Raw genomic sequence first — 20,086 nt, forward strand, 5'->3', positions numbered from 1 at the left:
TTAGATTTGTGTTAACTCAATTACATAAAGCTATGACTATTTTTATTCTTTCTGTTAGCGAACATATTTATTCAACACAAAGAATATACAAAGAAGCTCTTCGTAGAGGTCATAAAGTTGAAATTGTCAATCATTTAAAATGCTCTATCAAACTAGGCAAAGGTAAACCTGCAATTATTTATCAGGGCAAAGACATTGTTGATATTCCCGATGTAATAATACCTCGAATAGGCTTTTCTGCAATGAGACATGGAGCTGCTGTGGTTAAAGAGTTTGAACTAAACGGAGTGTACAGTACTGCTAATTCATCGGGCATTTTAAAAGCACAAAACAAAATAGAGACCTTACAAATAGCCAATAGAAATGAGTTACCGATACCACAAACTGTTTTTTCAGTAAATCCTGAAAATGTAGCAGAACAAATAGATTTATTAGGAGAAGCTCCTATCATAATTAAATTACAAGAAGGTACACACGGATCTGGAGTAATTTTAGCAGAAAGTAAAAAATCTGCTATTTCTATTATTGATACTTTATACAGTTCTAATACCGGTATTTTATTACAAGAATTCATTAAAGAAAGTAATAGCGAAGATATTCGTGCTTTTGTGGTTGGAAATAAAGTAATTTCTTCAATGAAACGTAAAGGGTTAGATGAGGATTTTCGTTCTAATATTCATAAAGGAGGAAGTGGGCAAAAAGTTACTTTAACCCTAGAAGAAGAAGAAATTGCTATTAAAGCTTCTCAGTGCTTAAATCTTTTTGTTGCTGGAGTAGATATGATACGTTCAAAACGTGGTTCTTTACTTATTGAGGTTAATTCTACCCCTGGTTTACAAGGAATTGAAACATATACCAAAGATAATATTGCTAAAACTATTATTAAATTTTTAGAAGAAAATGTTCGACCAAAACTTTAAAAACGAAACCATAGAAATAAGAGGGCAAAAGATAAAGTTGGGTGAATCTAAACTCATCCGAATTCCAATTGACCGATTACCTACAGGAACCCTCATAGAAATTCCTGTATATATTTTTAATGGTGATGAAGTGGGACCAACTATTTTATTACAAGGCGGTTTGCATGGAGACGAGGTAAATAGCGTAGAATTGGTAAGAAGAATGTTAATTGATAAATCGTATAAAATTCATCGTGGCTGTGTTATTGTTGTTCCTTTGTTAAATGTATTTGGTTTCTTAAACATGTCTCGCGACATGCATGGTAAAGATGTAAATCGAAGCTTTCCTGGGTCAAAAACGGGATCTTTAGCCAGTAGAATGGCATATTACCTGATAAAAGAAATAACTAATAATGTAGATTTTGCTATTGATTATCATACAGGTGGTGAACAACGCAATAATTTTCCACAAATACGATACACCCCTCAAGATGAGATAGGGCTTCAACTAGCCAATATTTTTAGTGCTCCTTTTATGTTTGGTTCTAGCCTTATTCCAAAGTCCTTTAGAAATCAGTGTTATAAAAACAATATTCCTGTAATTGTATATGAAGGAGGAGAATCATTACGTTTAGAAGAAAAAGCCATTCAACAAGGAATTGACGGAACACTTCGTGTTTTAAAACACTTTAAAATGATACATGAAAAAGTTCAAGTTCCTAAAAAAAAATCTTCTATTCACATTAAAAAAAGAAGATGGATACGTGCTAAAGTTGCAGGACTCTTTACACCAACGGTTCATAATGGTGAAAAAGTAGAAAAAGGACAAATTTTAGGGCATATTATGGATACTTATGGGGAAACAAACTTTACTGTAAAATCTCCAGCAAATGGCTATATCATTGCTAAAAATAACTTTCCAATTATTAATATGGGAGATGCTTTATTTCACCTAGGAAACACATAACTAATTGATTTTATTTGTTTTATAATTTATTTTTTACGTTCTTTAATTCAAATTAACTAATTAACTAATCAAAAATTATAGATTATGGAATTTCTTATTAGCTTATTAAGCGGTGCTGTAGGAGGTAATCTTGCAGGAGCTGTATTAAAAAAGTATTCTTTAGGCACCCTTTGGAACTCTGTTGTAGGGATTTTAGGTGGTGGCCTGGGAGCTCAATTGTTAGGAATGCTAAACATTGATATTTCTGGTATTATCGGAAACATTGCTGGAAGTGGTGTTGGTGGAGCTGTTTTACTGGTTATTGTTGGTATCATTAAAAGCGCCATGGCTAAAAGTTAAACACAAATAAAACTAAAGAAAAGACGCCCTAAATAAGGCGTCTTTTTTATTTATAGACGAAGCCCAATAAATAGCAGTACCTTTGTAGGCTCATAGTGGTGTCTTAATTTAGATCCTACTGAAGAATTATATATGACATTTACATCGTTAGGTTTATCAAAAGCTTTAGTGAAAGCTGTAACCGAAAAAGGGTACGAAACCCCCTCTCCTATTCAAGAAAAAGCAATTCCAGTTATTTTAGAAGGCAAAGACGTATTAGCTTCTGCACAAACCGGAACAGGTAAAACAGCAGGGTTTACCTTGCCTATTTTACAAAACATATCAGAAAAAAAGAATCCAAAATATCGTCCAATCAAAGCATTGGTACTAACACCTACAAGAGAGTTAGCAGCTCAGGTATATGATAATGTGCGTGAATACAGCACACATTTAAATATTAAATCTACCGCTATTTTTGGCGGAGTAAAACCAAGCGCTCAAATAGCAACACTTAAAAACGGGATTGATGTTTTGGTAGCTACTCCTGGTAGATTAATAGATTTACACGAACAAAATCAACTTTCTTTAAAACGTGTAGACGTTTTGGTTTTAGATGAAGCCGACAGAATGCTTGACATGGGTTTTTTACGAGATATTAAAAAAATCATCTCATTTTTACCTCAAAAACGTCAAAACTTGTTGTTTTCGGCAACTTTTTCAAAAGAAATAAAAAAATTGGCAGAAGGTATTTTACACAATCCTGTGATGGTTGAAGCAGCTCCTGAAAATACAACTGCCGAAAAAGTAAATCAAAAACTATATAAAGTTCCGAAAAGCAAGAAAACCGAATTAGTTGGTCAATTAATTTCAAAAGGAAATTGGAGTCAAGTTTTAATTTTTACTCGAACTAAACATGGTGCTAATAGATTGACTGAAAAACTAGTTAAAAGAGGAATTTCTGCCGCAGCTATTCACGGAAACAAAAGTCAAGGAGCAAGAACCAAAGCCTTAAAAGGTTTTAAAGACAATTCTATTAGAGTATTGGTAGCTACTGATATTGCTGCACGTGGATTAGACATTCCATTACTACCACATGTTATTAATTTTGAACTTCCAAACGTTCCTGAAGATTATGTACACCGAATTGGTAGAACAGGAAGAGCTGGTGCTAGCGGAGAAGCTATTTCATTAGTATCGCAAGAAGAGGAAGCATACTTAAAAAGTATTGAAAAGTTATTAGGACAAAAAATTATCGTTTCTCAGTTAGAAGGGTTTGATTTATCTACCATAAAAGATGAAGTTAAAACTGAACGACCAAAGCGTACTGAAAAGAAACCAGCTAAAAAATCGTTGAATACTTCTAATCCAAAGAAAAAACAAACAAAATCTTTTTCAGGAGAAGCTAAAAAAAATACTCCTAAAAAACGAAACAATAGAAATAGAAGGAATAATAAAACATCTCAATAATAATTTTATATTGCTCTTTATCAACTACTTGAAATATTTACTAATTAAACAAAGCAATATTTTGGTATAAATCTTGTTATATAATTGTGTATTACAAAACCAATATAATTATGAAAAAACATGTTTTTTTATTAGTTGCTTTAGCAACTTTTTTTACCGCTTTTATTAGCTGTTCTAACGATGACCCTAAAACATCTCAAGTAGAAGTTCGCTTAGTTGATGCTCCAGGAGATTACGATGCAGTAAACATTGACGTGCAAGACGTGATGATTAATGCAAATGATGGAGAAAACGGATGGAAGAGCTTAGGGAACGTAACCCCACAAGTTTATGACTTACTAGAATTAACCGGAGGTATTGATGCTTTATTAGTTGATACTGAAATTCCTGCTGGAAAAATTAGCCAAATCCGTTTGGTTTTAGGTGATAACAACTCGATTGTGGTAGATGGACAAACACATCCATTAGCAACCCCTAGTGCTCAACAATCAGGATTAAAATTAAACGTACATCAAAATTTAGTTGGAGGTGTAAAGTATACCTTTATTTTAGACTTTATGGTTGACAAATCAATCGTAGTTGAAGGTAATGGTGCTTATAGTTTAAAACCAACTATTAGAGTTATTACCGAAGCTGCTTCAGGTGCTATTTCTGGAATGGTAAATCCTTTTGATTATCAAGTAGAAGTTAGCGCTGTTTCTGGAGAAGAAGAGGCAATCACAACCTACACCAATGAAGAAGGTAAATTTATGTTACACGGAGTGCCAGCAGGCACTTATAACGTAACCTTTACTCCAGACGAGGCTTCTGGCTTAGCACCAAAAACTGTTGAAGGAGTTAATTCTGTACTAGGTGAAAACACCGATATGGGAACTATTGAGTTAGTAGAATAATTCTTATAAAGATAAACTCTTTAAGAGGCTATTTCAAAACGTCATTTTCGAATATAGGAAATTTCATCTGTTACAAGTTAAGGGATATTTTTTGTAATTGACTTCTCAAATTCATTCAAAATGACATCAAATTAGATGTTTTGAAATAGCTTCTTTTTTTATATTTTTAAGCTAAAATTTATTTCCATAAATGGACGCTTCTAAAAAAGCTATTACACAGCGTATACAAAACATCATAAATGATGAAACCTTAAATAATTTAATCCCTGAAATTATTGATAGTTTTAATGAGTTTTCCTTATCTAAAAATGAGTTTTTAGTAAAAAAAGGAGATCCTTGTCGTTATTTCTGTTTTGTAGAAAGTGGAATTTTACAATATGCTGTTACCGTTTCCGGACAAGAAAAAACTACCTACTTAGCCTTACGAAATGGGTTTGCTTCTTCCTTAAAAAGTTTTTTACAACAAACTCCTTCCCCTAAAAATATAAAAGCATTAAGCTCCTGTAAACTTTGGGGACTAACAATTGGTGATTTTAAACACCTTATAAAAAACAACAGAGCTTTTCATCAATTTTATTACAATTTTATAGAAAATCAAATTTTTTTAATTGATGATTACCGTATTGATTTGTTGACTTTAACTCCTGAAGAACGTTATAAAAAACTACTTATTAACGAGCCTAAGCTTCTTCAAGAAGTTCCTTTACATTATTTAGCTTCTTTTTTAGGGATTTCTACTCGACACATGAGTAGGATTCGAAAAAACATAAATTAGCGCCAAATGGCTAATATTTGCACAGTTTCTTTCCGTATTTTTGAAGGACTTTATTAAGTTTTATTTAAAACATGATGAAACATCCATAATTAAACAGAGATAAAATAATTTAGATGTTACATCTGACCATTAAAAAACAATAAATTATTAACAGATGAAATACCATGCAATAAATAGCCAGTTGTTTACTAAAAATCGTAAAAACTTTATGGCACAAATGAAACCAAATAGTTTAGCTGTTTTTAACTCAAACGACATATATCCTGTAAGTGCAGATAGTACTCTGCCTTTTGAACAACACCGAGATATTTTCTTTTTAAGCGGAGTTGATCAAGAAGAGAGTATCTTAATTTTATTCCCTGATTGTCCGAAAGAAAATTTACGTGAAGTTTTATTTTTACGTGAAACTAATGAGCATATTGCTGTTTGGGAAGGTGAAAAACTAACCAAAGAAAAGGCTTTAGAAACTAGTGGAATAAAAAACGTACACTGGTTACAAGATTTAGAAAAAGTATTAGCTGAAATGATGGCCTTAGCCGATACAGTTTACATCAACACTAACGAGCATTACCGTGCTACTGTTGAAACTGAAACTCGCGAAGCTCGTTTCACTAAATGGTTATTAAATAAATATCCTGCACATTCAGTAGCAAAAAGCAATCCTATTTTACAACGTTTACGTTCAATAAAAGATCAAATCGAGATTGATTTAATTCAAACCGCTTGTGATATTACTGAAAAAGGATTCAGACGTGTATTAGATTTCGTAAAGCCTGGTGTTTGGGAATATGAAGTAGAAGCAGAATACATTCACGAATTTATTAGAAACCGTTCTAAAAAATTCGCTTATACACCAATTATTGCATCAGGTAACAATGCAAACGTATTGCACTACATTGAAAACAACCAACAATGTAAAGCTGGTGATTTATTATTGATGGATGTAGGAGCTGAATATGCAAATTATTCATCAGATATGACTCGTACCATTCCTGTTTCTGGGCGTTTTACTGACAGACAAAAAGCAGTATACAATGCTGTAAACCGCGTAAAAAATGACGCGACAAAAATGTTAGTTCCTGGAACTCTTTGGGCTGATTATCATGTAGAAGTTGGTAAATTAATGACTTCTGAGTTATTAGGTTTAGGCTTATTAGACAAAGCAGATGTTCAAAATGAAGATCCTAATTGGCCAGCATATAAAAAGTATTTTATGCACGGTACTTCTCACCACATGGGATTAGATACACATGACTACGGATTATTACACCAACCAATGGAAGCTAATATGGTATTTACAGTTGAACCTGGTATTTATATTCCTGATGAAGGTTTTGGTATTCGTTTAGAAGATGATGTTGTTATTCAAGAAACAGGTGAGCCATTTAACTTAATGCGCAACATACCTATTGATGCAGACGAAATAGAAGATATTATGAATAAATAGTATCGTTTTACATACATTAAAAACGTCATTACTTTTCTGATAGAAAAGTAATGACGTTTTTCTTTTTTATTTCATCCTAAAGCTAAGAAAAAAATACTTCTACTGGATCATCTCTATTATTTTTTATTATTTTAGCTCCAAAAATTGTTATTATATGACTTATTTAGGAATGATTGGCCCTTGGCAAATTCTTTTAATCTTAATTATTTTACTTGGAATTATACCAACCATTGTTGCTCTCGTTGATATTTTAAAAAGTGAGTTTAAAGGAAACAATAAAATTGTTTGGGTTTTAGTAGTTTTATTTGCCAACTTTTTGGGAGCTGTCTTATATTTCTTAATTGGAAGAGAACAAAAAATAAAAGAGTAAACAAAAGTTTATCATAAAAAACAGTAAAAAATCCCTACTAATTAACAGGGATTTCCTTTGTTATCTATCTATTTAATTTTTAAATTCGGCTCGCTCCTCATGTTACTAATGAGTTTGCAAACTTTTTACTTTATCTAGTACATAATTAACGTGTTGTTTCTCATTAGTTTTTCTACTAACAACTAAACTATTTAATTATGGAACTAAACGAAACAAAACTACACGACTTATTAGGAAAAGTAGTTACCGAAATGGGTGCTGCAGCTAATGGACCTCTTGTTACCATTGGTGACAAACTAGGATTGTATAAATCTCTTTCAGAATCTGAAGCACTATCTTCTAATGAATTGGCAGATAAAACAAACACATCAGAAAGATATGTAAGAGAATGGTTAGCTGCACAAGCTGCTTCTGGGTACGTAGAATATGATGCCGCTAATAATAATTTTTTCATGACTCCTGAACAAACTGCTGTTTTTGGTAATTCGAAAAGCCCTGTTTTTATGACAGGAGGATTTTATGCTGTGTCTTCAGTATATCATGACGAACCAAAAGTTGAAGAAGCTTTTAAAACAGGAAAAGGAATTTCTTGGGGAGATCATAACACTTGTTTATTTTGTGGTACCGAAAAGTTTTTCAGTCCATCCTATGAAGGAAACCTGATTGATAATTGGTTACCAGCATTAGACGGTGTTGTTGATAAATTAAAAAAAGGAGCTAAAGTTGCTGATATTGGTTGTGGTCATGCAGCTTCAACAATTATAATGGCTAAAGCATTTCCAAATTCTACTTTTATAGGCTTTGATTTTCATGAAGAATCTATTAACCAAGCAAGAAAAAGAGCTGAAGATGCCAATGTTAACAACATAACTTTTCAAGTTGCCACAGCTAAAGATTTTCCTGGTAAAGATTATGATCTTATTTGCTTTTTTGATTGTTTACACGATATGGGCGACCCTGTTGGAGCTTGTAAACACGTTAAAGAAGTTCTAAAACCTGATGGAACTTGTATGATTGTAGAACCTTTTGCTAATGATTCATTAGAAGAAAATCTTAATCCTATCGGAAGAGCTTTTTATGCATTTTCTACCACTATATGTACTCCTTGTTCTTTAAACCAAGAAGTTGGACTTGCTTTAGGGGCTCAAGCAGGAGAAAAAAAGATAGGAATGGTAGCTAATGAAGGTGGTTTTTCTAAATTTAGGGTTGCAACTCATAATCCATTCAACCTAATATTTGAAGCAAAACCATAAATAACACAAATTAAAAAAGCCCTTACTTAAGGGCTTTTTTAAATCTATTCTACTTTCAATGTGTATTGCGGTGTAGGGTTTAACGGACAAAAATATACATACTCTCCTTTTGCTAACGTTACTTCTTTAGTGTTTGACTTACTGTTATTCTTTACTAAAGAGGTTACGTATGCTTCTTTAATATGGTGTTTTTCATCTGTCTTTCCTTTAGGAGCTAATACAAACCCAACATCATGTCCTACATTTTTATTTGAAATTTCAAAAACATAAGTCCCTGCTGTAAGTGTTAATGATTTTTGAGTAAACACTCCTTTGGTTTGCTCTAATGTTACTGTTTTTACTTTTTGTGCATTGGCTTGAAAAACAACACCAACTAGTAATACTAATATTATAATAATTCGTTTCATTTTAATTGTTTTTATATGATTATCTTTTTTTAAAACAAGTAGTTCTGCAACCGTCCCCCATTAATAATAAAATATATTATTTACGAATACAAAACCTACTTGTTTTTTAAACGCTTTGTGTAAATTTTCCTGCTTCTACTTTTGGAAAATCAACTTCTGTTTCTGCAATATGGTTTACATAATTAGTTAACGTATTAGAAACAACATTTAATAAAATTTCTAAAATGTCTTCATCAGTATATCCTACTGCTTTAACTTCTGCTATTTCTTCTGAACTTACATTTCCTCTATTTCTTGTAATACTTTGAGCAAACTGTAATCCTACTTTAGTTTTAACGTCTGATGCTTCTGCTTGTCTATTTTGCTCTATTTCATCTTCTGTCAAACCATTCATTTTACCGATAGCTGTGTGAGCAGACAAACAATAATCACAAGTATTTTCCTCAGCTATTGCCAATGCTAATTGTTCTCTAAATTTATTAGAAAAATTACCTGTTACAGCAATATCCCCTAAGCTCAAATAGCTTTGTAAAAGTGTTGGTGAATTTCCCATTACTTTAATTATGTTCGGAATAAATCCTACTTTTTTCTGAACAGCTTCAAATAATTCTTTCGATTTTCCTGTTGTAGTTTCTGGGTTTAATGTTTTAATTCTTGTACTCATAATTTTACTATTTTAAAATTGTTTTTTTAGTTTGTTTTTTCACAGTTACATAATTCTCTTTCTGGAAACTGCTCATCATATTCTTGATACCCCCAACAATTAGGGCATTGGTTAATTTCTGTTTTTATAATTCATTAGTTTTGAATTCTGATACAAAAATGCAACTAGAGTTAACCTCAAAAAATGGACAAAAGTTCTTAAAGCTTGTACATCTGTTTTATCTAACAATTTTCTTACAAAAAAGCTTCATTTTCTTCACGGTTTCGTAAAGTGCAGATAACACTACTGAGTATTAATAACAGTAATTTTAAATCGTCAAAAAAGGTTGTTTGTATTAGTGTAACAAACGTATTAGTTGTGTAGTTGACCACGCGTTGCGTGGTTTTTTCTTTTTTATAAACTATAGTTTTTCTTAAACTCTTTAGGAGAAGAGCCTGTTGCTTTAGTAAAAAAGCGAGAAAAATAAGCAGGATCGTTAAATCCTAATTCGAAAGCAATATGCTTAATAGCTTTATTTGTATACAGCAATAACCTCTTTGCTTCTGTAATAATTCTACTCTTTATAAAATCACTTGGCGTTTGAGTTCCTATTTTTTTAAAATGCTTGGTTAATGATTTTGGTGAAAGCCCTAACCTATTTGCATAATCTGTAACACTGTGTAGTTTTGTAAAATTTAGCTCTACCAGTAAACTAAAATCTTTAAAAAGTTTTGTTTCTGTATTCTCTTTTACAACATCTTTTTCCTCTTTCATACGTACAGAATATACAATAAACTGCTTTAAAAGTGATTGTAACATATCGTGTTGTGCTGTTTCTTCTAACTCAAACTCTTCAATTAAACTTAAAAGAATAAAATTTAGTTTTTCTGCTTCATTTTCTGACGGAAAAACAAAAGGTGTTTCATATACATTATTAAATAATACGCCATTACACGCCACTTCTGTATCATGTGCTTGAAGACAATAAAAATCTCTCGTAAAACTCAACTGATATATTTCTTTCATTTTTTCAGAAACTACAGAAAAAACTTGACCCGGAGATACGAAAAACAACGTATTCCCTTTAAACGAATAACTTTTAAAATCAATATTATATGTTCCGCTTCCTTCTTTAATCCAAAAAATCTTAAACTGTTCTATTTGTTGTGGGGAATTTACCACACAAGACTTTTGAAACTGAACTGTTTGTAACGAAAAAATATTTTTATACGAGTAACTTTGAATATTCTGTATAGCCATTATACTTACATATATTTAATCGTTGGTCGAAAAAATATGGTGAGCTAACAAAACCAATGTATATTTGACTTATAATTATTCTTGTTTTGTTACAAAAAATACTACTTCTTGTCTTTTTATTATTAAGTATTTCATCATATACTCAGTCTAATTGGCAAGAATTTAAAAAATTATCTTCTCCTAAAAAAAAGTGGGTATTACTCCACCCTTTTAGGGCTAAACAAGCCTTAATTGTTTCACGTGAAGCATTAAGAGTAAGTGACTCTATAAGAGTTTCTCCCTTGTTAGATGGTGATTATTCTGGTGGAAAAGTAGATGCTTTTCGTCATGCTTTTTGGATGGCTTTATTACAACAAGAAATTGGCAAAAAAGCTGCTCGATCGCTTGGAAGAGCCCATGAAAAAGAAAACTATCAAACCTTTAAAAAACAACAATTAGAAGATAGTGTTGTTCCTGATGAAATTTCATCAGAAATGGACTTGTTTAATAACGAAATAGGATTGTCTATTTCTGAAGAAGGTAATAACCTCCCAATAAATGGATTGATTTATAGAGTTATCAATGCTATTCATCAAGGAAAATTAAAAATTATTAAAAAAGATGAAAAAGGAAATTTTTTAACTTGTGATGATAAAATCATTTCTAAAGAGTCTCTCAAAGGAAAGTGGAAAAACAACAAATGTTTAGTCAATTCTAATTACAACCAATAAATGCAAAAGGTATATTTTATTTCAGGTACAATGTGTACAGTAGATTTATGGCAATTTGTTTTTCCTAAGTTAGAAAATATACAACCTATTCATATTGATATTACTCCAGCAACTTCTTTTGATGAAATCAATGAAATTATTTTAAATCATATTGGAGCTCCAGCTACTATTGTGGGGTTTTCCTTGGGTGGATTTTCTGCCATGAATTTTGCAATACATTATCCTGAAAAAGTAAAAAAATTAGTTATTGTAGCCGCCAATACTGATGGATTAAACGATAACGAAATACAATTGCGAAAAAGCACTATTGATTTTTTAGAAAAACACAACTATAAAGGAATTTCACAAGCAAGGATTCAACAGTTTTTACACCCAGATAATCACAGTAATTCTGAAATCGTTTCCATTATAAAAAAAATGGATACAGATTTAGGAAAAGAAGTATTATTACGCCAGTTAAAAGCTACTTCTACTAGGATAAATATTTCACAAGAAGTTTTAAAATTAAACGTTTCTTGTCTTTTTATTACTGCAGAAAATGATGCGCTCATTAACCCTAAAAAGATAAAGGAATTTGTTAATCAAACACAAAAAGGAAAATATATTACGATTAAAAACTGCGGACATATGATTCCGTTAGAAAAACCAAAGGAGCTTACTCATATTTTAAATTTGGTTTGATTCTTAACCTTTAAACAACTAACTTCGCTATCAGACGATATCAATCATTAAAACGACGAATATCTTAACCGTTCTGCTCAATTAGAAAAAAAAAGAAAACCGATTGAACCATCAAAAGGAAAACCAATAAATTTATTTATGGCTAATGTGGAAGATAAAATTGAACAATATTTTTTAGATAATATTAAAATTCTAAGAAGCCTAAATAAGCTTTTGATAAATGATATTTCCAGTAGCAAACATCTCCTGACAGATAAAATATATGACTTTGTAACACCAATAATTAGTAATTACGACTCATTTTCTATCCTAAAGAAAATGCTTGGTGAATACATATATAATTTGAGTATCTCAAAAACTGAAAAAGAATACTTCGTAAACAAACTTTATAAAAAGATAGGAGATTTAAGTAATCAACCTTACATAGACGTACCTGATTGCGTAGATAGAAAATCATTATGTCAGTTTGAAGAGGAATACTACTATTCAATAGGTAACTTTTTACTTGGGTATCTTATGGAAGAGGTCAATGATGACAAAGAGTTCCGTGCCAAATGCATTGAAGCGATTAAGGAGAAATCTGAGGTTATGACAATTCTATTTATAAAAGATAATCTCAATAAATTTTCAATTGACCAACAGAAACTAATCTCATCAAAAATAAAGAAATATTTACGAAGAAGGCTAAGTATCAAATTAGTTTATCCAATTATTGACATGCATTATTTTTTAATGCTAACACCAAAAGAAGATTTTCAAAAACAGATAAGTAGAGAATCAGCCATAGAAAATATAGAATCAGATTTAGTGGAAGTGTGTACCAGAATTTTAGAAAGAAATCAAGAAGGAAAAAGTGAAGATGAGATAAATGATTATATATCAGACTTGTTGAGATCGAAAAATTATAACATTTCTGACCAAACTCGAAGTGGAGTATCAATGAGTAAAAAAAATGCAGGAGAGATTGACATAATGATTAGAGATGAAAAAGGGCTTCCAATTACAATCCTTGAGTGCCTAAAACTTACAAGAGTTAGCCCAAAAGGAAAAAATGAGAATTTGGTTAATCACTTCACCAAGCTTATTGACAATTATGATAGTTTAGGACTGTCCAACAAATATCTGATTGTTTATGTCTTCGCTAAAGACTTTGAAGAATTTAAACGGAATTATCGTTTCTTTTTATCGCTAATCAGAAAAAATGGAATTTCAAAAAGTCTTAAATTAGATAGTGTTGGCTCAATGAGAAATCCCTACGGAAAAGATGTAAGTAATTTAGTTTATATTCCTACGTTCCATCGAATAAATGGAGTTTACCAAAAAGTTACTCACTATTTAATAAATTTAAATTTAAAAAATGAAAACTTAGCAGAACAATGTGCAAAACGTCAATAGCCTCCATTCGTCGGCTACTGCGTTTGCACGAACCGATAGCGAAACCCCTTCAAAAAAAACCTTCTATTTAAACCCATTCTAAATATTTAAGAAAACAATTCGTAAAGTTTGTTCAAGTAGTGTGTTCCGCTTAAATTTGTGCTATTATTTAATCAATCAACAAAATAATGAGCGGATTACTAAAATCTTCTATTGGAAGAAAGTTTGCCATGGCACTTTCGGCATTCTTCCTGATGTTTTTCTTATTACAACATTTTGCAATTAACATCACCTCTATTTTTCCAGATAATGGAGCTACATTCAACAAACTATCTCATTTTATGGGAACTAACGGTTTAGTACAGTATGTAATGCAGCCTATCTTAATTTTTGGAGTTGTTTTTCACTTTGTAATGGGATTCATCTTAGAAATGAAAAACAACAGTGCACGTAAAGTAAGTTATGCTAAAAATAACGGAGCTGCAAACTCTACTTGGATGAGTAGAAACATGATTTATAGTGGAGCTGCTATTTTAGCGTTTATTGTATTACACTTTATCGATTTTTGGTTTCCAGAAATCAACACCAAATTCATTCAAGGTGATTGGAGTGGTTTACACGATGGAGAGTTTAGATACTTCCACGAGTTACAACACAAATTTGTAAGTCCACTTAGAGTAGGTGCTTATGTAATTGCTTTTGTTTTCTTAGCATTACACTTATTACACGGGTTCAACTCTGCATTCCAGTCAGTTGGAGCAAATAATAAATATACCAGAGGATTGAAAACATTTGGTAAAATATATGCTATTGGTATTCCTGCAGGATTTATCATCATCGCATTATTTCACTTTTTCAACCACTAATAAAACCACTTAAATATGGCAATTTTAGATTCAAAAATACCAAAAGGTCCATTAAAAGATAAGTGGACAACTTATAAAGATAAAATAGACTTGGTAAACCCTGCTAACAAACGTTTAATTGACGTAATTGTTGTAGGTACTGGTTTAGCAGGTGGTTCTGCTTCTGCAACATTAGCAGAATTAGGATACAACGTTAAAGCATTTGCTTACCAAGATTCTCCTCGTCGTGCGCACTCTATTGCAGCACAAGGAGGTATTAATGCAGCAAAAAACTATCAAGGAGATGGTGACTCTTTTTACCGTTTATTTTACGATACTGTAAAAGGTGGAGATTACCGTTCTCGTGAGGCTAACGTTTATCGTTTAGCTGAGGTTTCTGCAAACATCATCGATCAATGTGTGGCACAAGGTGTTCCTTTTGCTCGTGATTATGGTGGACAATTAGATAACCGTTCGTTTGGTGGGGTATTAGTATCTCGTACTTTTTATGCGAAAGGTCAAACTGGTCAGCAGTTATTATTAGGAGCTTATTCAGCAATGAACCGTCAAATTGCTCGTGGTAAGATTGAAATGTTCAATCGTCATGAAATGTTAGATGTTGTTATTGTTGATGGAAAAGCTCGTGGAATTATTGCTCGTAACTTAGTTACTGGTGAAATTGAGCGTCACTCAGCACACGCAGTAGTAATTGCTTCTGGTGGATACGGAAACGTGTATTTCTTATCAACCAACGCAATGGGATCTAACGCAACAGCGGCTTGGAAAGTTCATAAAAAAGGAGCATTCTTTGCAAACCCTTGTTACACGCAAATTCACCCAACATGTATTCCTCGTTCAGGAGACTATCAGTCTAAATTAACCTTAATGTCTGAATCGTTACGTAACGATGGACGTATTTGGGTTCCGAAGAAAATGGAAGATGTATTAGCAATTAGAGAAGGAAAATTAAAACCTACTCAAATAGCTGAAGAAGATAGAGATTACTACTTAGAAAGAAGATATCCTGCCTTTGGTAACTTAGTGCCTCGTGATGTGGCATCTCGTGCTGCAAAAGAGCGTTGTGATGCTGGTTATGGTGTAAATGCTACTGGTGAAGCTGTATACTTAGATTTTAAATCGGCAATTGAGCGTTACGGTAAAGAGCAAGCAAAATTAAAAGGTATTGAAAACCCTTCTGCAACTAAAATCACTGAATTAGGTGAGGCTATCGTAGAAGCTAAATACGGAAACTTATTCCAAATGTATGAAAAGATTGTAGATGACAATCCATACAAAACACCAATGATGATTTACCCTGCAACTCACTATACTATGGGAGGAATTTGGGTAGATTATAACTTAATGACAACTATTCCTGGTTGTTATGCTATTGGTGAAGCAAACTTCTCTGATCACGGTGCTAACCGTTTAGGAGCTTCTGCATTAATGCAAGGTTTAGCTGATGGATACTTCGTATTACCTTATACAATTGGAAATTATTTATCTAACGATATCCGTACAGGAAAAATTTCTACTGAAACTAAAGAGTTTGAAGAAGCTGAAAAAGCGGTTAAAGACCGTATTGATTTCTTCATCAACAACAACGGAGAGCATTCTGTTGATTACTACCACAAGAAATTAGGAAAAATCATGTGGGATAAGTGTGGAATGGCACGTAACGAACAAGGTTTAAAAGAAGCTATGGCTGAAATTAAAGAGTTACGTGAAGATTTCTGGAAAAATGTAAAAGTTCCTGGAGATGCTAACGAAATGAACCCTGAGTTAGAAAAAGCAGGAAGAGTAGCTGATTTCTTAGAGTTAGGAGAATTATTCGCTAAAGATGCCTTGAACAGAACAGAATCTTGTGGAGGTCACTTTAGAGAAGAGTCTGTTGAGTTAGACGGACCTCAAAAAGGAGAAGCAAAACGTGATGATGCTAATTTCGCTTACGTTTCTGCTTGGGAATATAAAGGAGAACCAGCTGATGCTGTTTTACACAAAGAAGAATTAGAGTTTAACGATATTGAACTAAAACAACGTTCATACAAATAAGAAAAGAGATATGAGTAACATGAATCTTACGCTAAAAATTTGGAGACAAAAAGGAGCGAACGATAAAGGAAAAATGGTCGAATATAAAGTGACCGATATTTCTGAGCATATGTCTTTCTTAGAAATGATGGACGTATTAAATGAACAATTAGTAAATACTGGAGAAGAGCCTGTAGCGTTTGACCACGACTGTCGTGAAGGAATTTGCGGTATGTGTTCTATGTACATTAACGGTGAGGCACACGGACCAGATCGTGGAGTAACTACTTGTCAGTTACACATGCGTATGTTTAACGATGGTGATACGATTACAATTGAGCCATTTAGAGCTGCTGCTTTCCCTGTAATTAAAGATTTAGTAGTTGATAGAAGTTCTTTTGAAAGAATTCAACAAGCGGGAGGATATATCTCTGTAAACACTTCAGGGAATACTACAGATGCAAACGCTATCTTAGTTCCTAAAGAAAACGCTGATAAAGCAATGGATGCTGCAACTTGTATTGGTTGTGGTGCTTGTGTAGCTACTTGTAAAAACTCATCTGCAATGTTATTTGTAGGAGCAAAAGTATCTCAATATGCTTTATTACCTCAAGGTCAAGTTGAAGCTACTGAACGTGTTAAAAACATGGTAGCTCAAATGGATTTAGAAGGTTTTGGTAACTGTACTAACACTGGAGCTTGTGAGGTTGAATGTCCTAAAGGAATTTCTTTAGAAAACATCGCTCGTATGAACTCTGAGTTCTTAAAGGCGAGTTTTAAAGGATAAAACACAACACCTTAGTTATATAAAAAAACCGAAGCATTAGCTTCGGTTTTTTTTATGCTTTTACATCTTTAACTTCACTTATTCTTTATTTCATAACGCTTATACCTTTTTTCTGTTTCTGAAACTATATACAAAATACATTTGCCACCATTGATTACAATATGATGATCTGTGGGGGACTATCTTATTACTAAATCAAAAAAGCCTGAGCGTACGCTCAGGCTTTTTAATTATTTATATAGAAACGTTCTTACTTCCAAGTATTATCTGCTTCACTACCATTCCAAATTAGAGTAGCTAAATAAGGATTATCTATAAAAGGATTTCTATTTCCTTGTGCATTAGCTACAACATTATTTCGTTGTATTTCTAAATCTGAAACAGGATCTTCGGCATTCCATTGTAATAATAAAGCAACCATATTATTATCAGAAGCTATTGTAGAACCTACAGCTACATTTTTTGGTAAACATTGGTTTCCGTATCTTAAATACATATACATCATCATACGAGCAACATCTCCTTTCCATTCATCACCAGGGTACCAATTTCCTGATACATCACCTGCATTTCCTGAGCCAGTAGCAAATTTTTTACTTGATCTATCATTATTAAATTTAACATCTGAAGGTCTTAAATGGTGTGCATCTGCACCAGGTCCAGATGTTCCTAAATTCGGATTTCCTAAAGACTTAGGGTATACATGTTCTCTATTCCAATCAGTTCCTTGTGTACCTCCATTTGCATCTTTACTACGGGTTCTATCTGTTACATAATTTCCGTCACTATCATCATACCCGTAAATTAAGACTACTTTGCTATTATCTGTAGGATCTAAATCAGATTGTTTTAATACGTCCCATACACCAGGAGTATATGATAAGTTGGTAGTATGTGTGCTTATTATCGTTGTAGCTAATTCTTCTCTTAGGGCATTACCCGTCAAGTTGAAATCGGTATTTTTATAATATTCAGCTAATTCAGAAGGTATATTAAAACTCCCTGCATTATTAGAAGGCTCTTCTACCTTAATGGTTATAGTGGCTGTAGAACAACTTTTTGTAGCATCATCATCACAAATTGTATACGTAAACGTGTCATTACCTACAAAATCAGATTGTGGTATATATGTTATTGTTCCATTACTATTTAAGGTAACTGATCCATTTGCATTAGAACTGTTAATAGCATCTAATTGCGCATCATCAATTAGACTGTCATTTTCTAAGAAATTACTAATCGTAATTTCTGTGTTTTTTTGTGTAGTATAGACATCATCTTTTGCTTCTGGATTTCCTTGATCTACAACAGTTATACTTACTGTTGCTGTTGCACATTTATCTTCTTCTTTTGTACTACAAATAGTATAAGTAAAAGAATCTGCCCCTACAAAGCTTTTAGCTGGCGTATAAGTTATTTTATTGTTGGTTTGAACTATAATACCATTTTCATTAGAAGTTGTTGGGAACGACACTTCTATACTTCCTTGCGTGTATGTATCATTTGATAAGAAGTTTAATTCAGAAGCTATATCTTCGGTTACTTCATAAGAGTCATTTACAGCGACAACCTTTTCTTCTTTTGGGGGTATAACTTCGCTATCACTACCTCCACAATTCACAAACAATGCTAACATTGCTATGAGTCCAATTATTTTCTTCATAATCTACTACTATTAATAATTATTCTTTTTTATTCTTATCGTGTACTTTAGTTGGTACATTTTCGTTCCATACCGTTAAAATATCTGTTGCAACACTGGCACCACTTCCAGCAGCAATGGCAAACTGACTACGCCAACCAGCTAAGGTTCCGCAAACATACAATCCTTCTTTAATCAAATGGTTAAAATTACGTAATTGTATTCTATCTTTCATTGCATTTGCTCGCATGTGCTTTTCTACATATTGCTCCAATCCTGCAATTTCAAATGGTTTTGAATAGTTTAATGCAATCACTACCATTTTACTTGTATATTCACCTTTGTTTGTGATTATTTTATACCCTTCTCCTTCATCTAAAACTGCTGCTACTTTTTCATTTTTTATCTGAATAACTTCAGGATATAATTCTTCTAGCTGCTTTTTTCCTTCCTCTAAAATATCTTCACCTAAAGTTCCAGGAGCTAATCCTAAAACATTATTAAATAAAGCATCTTGTAAATGAGACGCTCGTTGGTGCATGATAATTCCAACCTTTTTACCTTTTGCATATTCTTTAGTTAAGGCAGAACCTAAAACTAAGGCGCATTGCATTCCAGAAACACCTCCTCCAATTATAAGTGCGTCAAAATTCATTTATGATAATAACATTTTAATATTGGTTGCAAATAACTTAACTGCGATTGCTAAAAGGACAACACCAAATATTTTTCTAATAATTTGAATTCCGTTAGGTCCGATGACTTTTTCAATTTTAGTTGATGTTTTTAATACAAAATAAATTACAACTACGTTTAGCAAAACAGCTACAATTATATTTTCTAATTTAAATTCTGCCCTTAAGGAAAGAAGTGTTGTTAAACTTCCTGGACCCGCAATTAGTGGAAAAGCCAAAGGAAAAACGGTTGCACTAATTGCTTCTTCTTCATCGTCTTTATAGAGGGTTATACCTAAAATCATTTCTAAAGCAAGAAAGAATAGAATAAATGATCCTGCAACAGCAAAAGAATGTACATCTATTCCTATTAAATTTAATAATCGTTGTCCAACGAATAAAAATAAAATCATAATAAACCCTGCAATAACAGATGCTTTTTCTGATTGAATGTGTCCTACTTTCTTACGTAAATCAATAACAATTGGAATATTTCCAACGATATCAATTACCGCAAATAATACCATAAAGGCTGTAAAAATTTCTTTAAAGTTAAAGTCCATAGTTGATGTTTTTCGTGTGCAAAATTATATAAGTAATGTTACAATCTAGTATTTTTGTATTTAAATTTACAAGAAGTTCA

The 20,086-nt window shown here is 32.3% G+C and carries 21 protein-coding genes; 15 read left to right on the forward strand and 6 right to left on the reverse strand.

The window, feature by feature from the left end; all coding sequences use genetic code 11:
• Positions 1-32: 32 nt before the first annotated feature.
• The 9 genes from N534_RS0105660 (at position 33) to N534_RS0105700 (ending at position 8,389) form a co-directional block, all read left to right on the forward strand.
• On the forward strand, positions 33-920 hold the full coding sequence (locus tag N534_RS0105660; protein ID WP_028891556.1) for a RimK family alpha-L-glutamate ligase: 888 nt from the start codon (positions 33-35) through the stop codon (positions 918-920).
• Positions 901-1,866: a succinylglutamate desuccinylase/aspartoacylase family protein gene (locus N534_RS0105665; protein WP_028891557.1), complete on the forward strand. Its 966-nt coding sequence runs from the start codon at positions 901-903 to the stop codon at positions 1,864-1,866. The genes N534_RS0105660 and N534_RS0105665 overlap by 20 nt, the downstream gene beginning before the upstream one ends.
• Before the next feature lie 84 nt (positions 1,867-1,950).
• Positions 1,951-2,205, forward strand: a complete 255-nt coding sequence (locus N534_RS0105670; RefSeq protein WP_028891558.1) for a hypothetical protein — start codon at positions 1,951-1,953, stop codon at positions 2,203-2,205.
• Positions 2,206-2,337: 132 nt separating this feature from the next.
• Complete coding sequence (locus tag N534_RS0105675) at positions 2,338-3,651, forward strand: DEAD/DEAH box helicase (protein ID WP_028891559.1); 1,314 nt, start codon at positions 2,338-2,340, stop codon at positions 3,649-3,651.
• A 110-nt stretch (positions 3,652-3,761) separates the two neighbouring features.
• Positions 3,762-4,544, forward strand: a complete 783-nt coding sequence (locus N534_RS0105680; RefSeq protein WP_028891560.1) for a DUF4382 domain-containing protein — start codon at positions 3,762-3,764, stop codon at positions 4,542-4,544.
• A 190-nt stretch (positions 4,545-4,734) separates the two neighbouring features.
• The gene (locus N534_RS0105685) at positions 4,735-5,319 is read left to right on the forward strand and encodes a Crp/Fnr family transcriptional regulator (RefSeq protein WP_028891561.1); all 585 of its coding nucleotides are present in this window, start codon (positions 4,735-4,737) and stop codon (positions 5,317-5,319) included.
• A 154-nt stretch (positions 5,320-5,473) separates the two neighbouring features.
• Complete coding sequence (locus tag N534_RS0105690) at positions 5,474-6,766, forward strand: aminopeptidase P family protein (RefSeq protein ID WP_028891562.1); 1,293 nt, start codon at positions 5,474-5,476, stop codon at positions 6,764-6,766.
• Between the two features lie 154 nt (positions 6,767-6,920).
• On the forward strand, positions 6,921-7,136 hold the full coding sequence (locus N534_RS0105695) for a PLD nuclease N-terminal domain-containing protein (RefSeq protein ID WP_028891563.1): 216 nt from the start codon (positions 6,921-6,923) through the stop codon (positions 7,134-7,136).
• A 197-nt stretch (positions 7,137-7,333) separates the two neighbouring features.
• Positions 7,334-8,389 carry a class I SAM-dependent methyltransferase gene (locus N534_RS0105700; RefSeq protein WP_028891564.1) on the forward strand — a complete coding sequence of 352 codons (1,056 nt, stop codon included), beginning with the start codon at positions 7,334-7,336 and terminating at the stop codon, positions 8,387-8,389.
• A gap of 44 nt (positions 8,390-8,433) precedes the next feature.
• On the opposite strand, the gene N534_RS0105705 is transcribed toward N534_RS0105700, so the two are convergent.
• From N534_RS0105705 to N534_RS0105715, 3 genes are all read right to left on the reverse strand, one after another.
• A complete protein-coding gene (locus N534_RS0105705; RefSeq protein ID WP_028891565.1) occupies positions 8,434-8,796 on the reverse strand; it encodes a plastocyanin/azurin family copper-binding protein in 363 nt (120 codons plus the stop codon).
• Positions 8,797-8,902: 106 nt separating this feature from the next.
• Entirely contained in the window at positions 8,903-9,460 is a 558-nt protein-coding gene (locus tag N534_RS0105710) for a carboxymuconolactone decarboxylase family protein (RefSeq protein WP_028891566.1), read from the reverse strand.
• 393 nt (positions 9,461-9,853) lie between these two features.
• Positions 9,854-10,699 (reverse strand): helix-turn-helix domain-containing protein, encoded by an 846-nt coding sequence (locus N534_RS0105715; RefSeq protein WP_028891567.1) that lies wholly within the window; start codon positions 10,697-10,699, stop codon positions 9,854-9,856.
• An 86-nt stretch (positions 10,700-10,785) separates the two neighbouring features.
• On the opposite strand from N534_RS0105715, the gene N534_RS0105720 reads away from it, so the two are divergent.
• The 6 genes from N534_RS0105720 (at position 10,786) to N534_RS0105745 (ending at position 17,127) form a co-directional block, all read left to right on the forward strand.
• Complete coding sequence (locus tag N534_RS0105720) at positions 10,786-11,409, forward strand: hypothetical protein (protein WP_038005569.1); 624 nt, start codon at positions 10,786-10,788, stop codon at positions 11,407-11,409.
• A complete protein-coding gene (locus N534_RS0105725; RefSeq protein ID WP_028891569.1) occupies positions 11,410-12,090 on the forward strand; it encodes an alpha/beta fold hydrolase in 681 nt (226 codons plus the stop codon).
• A 138-nt stretch (positions 12,091-12,228) separates the two neighbouring features.
• On the forward strand, positions 12,229-13,485 hold the full coding sequence (locus tag N534_RS15030) for a hypothetical protein (protein WP_051435852.1): 1,257 nt from the start codon (positions 12,229-12,231) through the stop codon (positions 13,483-13,485).
• A gap of 167 nt (positions 13,486-13,652) precedes the next feature.
• Complete coding sequence (locus N534_RS0105735; RefSeq protein WP_028891570.1) at positions 13,653-14,330, forward strand: succinate dehydrogenase cytochrome b subunit; 678 nt, start codon at positions 13,653-13,655, stop codon at positions 14,328-14,330.
• Between the two features lie 15 nt (positions 14,331-14,345).
• Positions 14,346-16,361: a fumarate reductase/succinate dehydrogenase flavoprotein subunit gene (locus N534_RS0105740; protein ID WP_028891571.1), complete on the forward strand. Its 2,016-nt coding sequence runs from the start codon at positions 14,346-14,348 to the stop codon at positions 16,359-16,361.
• A 10-nt stretch (positions 16,362-16,371) separates the two neighbouring features.
• Positions 16,372-17,127, forward strand: coding sequence for a succinate dehydrogenase/fumarate reductase iron-sulfur subunit (locus tag N534_RS0105745; RefSeq protein ID WP_028891572.1), 756 nt, complete (start codon positions 16,372-16,374; stop codon positions 17,125-17,127).
• A gap of 250 nt (positions 17,128-17,377) precedes the next feature.
• Here N534_RS0105745 and N534_RS15035 read toward each other — a convergent pair whose 3' ends face one another.
• The 3 genes from N534_RS15035 to N534_RS0105760 are packed head-to-tail and all read right to left on the reverse strand — an operon-like array spanning position 17,378 to position 20,006.
• Positions 17,378-18,790 carry an endonuclease gene (locus N534_RS15035; protein ID WP_197017698.1) on the reverse strand — a complete coding sequence of 471 codons (1,413 nt, stop codon included), beginning with the start codon at positions 18,788-18,790 and terminating at the stop codon, positions 17,378-17,380.
• Between the two features lie 19 nt (positions 18,791-18,809).
• A complete protein-coding gene (locus N534_RS0105755) occupies positions 18,810-19,424 on the reverse strand; it encodes an FAD-dependent oxidoreductase (protein WP_028891573.1) in 615 nt (204 codons plus the stop codon).
• Entirely contained in the window at positions 19,425-20,006 is a 582-nt protein-coding gene (locus tag N534_RS0105760; RefSeq protein ID WP_028891574.1) for a MarC family protein, read from the reverse strand.
• Positions 20,007-20,086: the final 80 nt, after the last annotated feature.

Origin of the sequence: Tenacibaculum sp. 47A_GOM-205m, from assembly GCF_000518405.1 — a bacterium.
GTDB classification, from domain to species: Bacteria; Bacteroidota; Bacteroidia; order Flavobacteriales; family Flavobacteriaceae; genus Polaribacter; species Polaribacter lutimaris.

Coding starts and splice junctions, on each gene's coding strand:
- N534_RS0105660 (WP_028891556.1), top strand. CDS start 33: ATGACTATTTTTATTCTTTCTGTTAGCGAACATATTTATTCAACACAA.
- N534_RS0105665 (WP_028891557.1), top strand. CDS start 901: ATGTTCGACCAAAACTTTAAAAACGAAACCATAGAAATAAGAGGGCAA.
- N534_RS0105670 (WP_028891558.1), top strand. CDS start 1,951: ATGGAATTTCTTATTAGCTTATTAAGCGGTGCTGTAGGAGGTAATCTT.
- N534_RS0105675 (WP_028891559.1), top strand. CDS start 2,338: ATGACATTTACATCGTTAGGTTTATCAAAAGCTTTAGTGAAAGCTGTA.
- N534_RS0105680 (WP_028891560.1), top strand. CDS start 3,762: ATGAAAAAACATGTTTTTTTATTAGTTGCTTTAGCAACTTTTTTTACC.
- N534_RS0105685 (WP_028891561.1), top strand. CDS start 4,735: ATGGACGCTTCTAAAAAAGCTATTACACAGCGTATACAAAACATCATA.
- N534_RS0105690 (WP_028891562.1), top strand. CDS start 5,474: ATGAAATACCATGCAATAAATAGCCAGTTGTTTACTAAAAATCGTAAA.
- N534_RS0105695 (WP_028891563.1), top strand. CDS start 6,921: ATGACTTATTTAGGAATGATTGGCCCTTGGCAAATTCTTTTAATCTTA.
- N534_RS0105700 (WP_028891564.1), top strand. CDS start 7,334: ATGGAACTAAACGAAACAAAACTACACGACTTATTAGGAAAAGTAGTT.
- N534_RS0105705 (WP_028891565.1), bottom strand. CDS start 8,796: ATGAAACGAATTATTATAATATTAGTATTACTAGTTGGTGTTGTTTTT.
- N534_RS0105710 (WP_028891566.1), bottom strand. CDS start 9,460: ATGAGTACAAGAATTAAAACATTAAACCCAGAAACTACAACAGGAAAA.
- N534_RS0105715 (WP_028891567.1), bottom strand. CDS start 10,699: ATGGCTATACAGAATATTCAAAGTTACTCGTATAAAAATATTTTTTCG.
- N534_RS0105725 (WP_028891569.1), top strand. CDS start 11,410: ATGCAAAAGGTATATTTTATTTCAGGTACAATGTGTACAGTAGATTTA.
- N534_RS15030 (WP_051435852.1), top strand. CDS start 12,229: ATGGCTAATGTGGAAGATAAAATTGAACAATATTTTTTAGATAATATT.
- N534_RS0105735 (WP_028891570.1), top strand. CDS start 13,653: ATGAGCGGATTACTAAAATCTTCTATTGGAAGAAAGTTTGCCATGGCA.
- N534_RS0105740 (WP_028891571.1), top strand. CDS start 14,346: ATGGCAATTTTAGATTCAAAAATACCAAAAGGTCCATTAAAAGATAAG.
- N534_RS0105745 (WP_028891572.1), top strand. CDS start 16,372: ATGAGTAACATGAATCTTACGCTAAAAATTTGGAGACAAAAAGGAGCG.
- N534_RS15035 (WP_197017698.1), bottom strand. CDS start 18,790: ATGAAGAAAATAATTGGACTCATAGCAATGTTAGCATTGTTTGTGAAT.
- N534_RS0105755 (WP_028891573.1), bottom strand. CDS start 19,424: ATGAATTTTGACGCACTTATAATTGGAGGAGGTGTTTCTGGAATGCAA.
- N534_RS0105760 (WP_028891574.1), bottom strand. CDS start 20,006: ATGGACTTTAACTTTAAAGAAATTTTTACAGCCTTTATGGTATTATTT.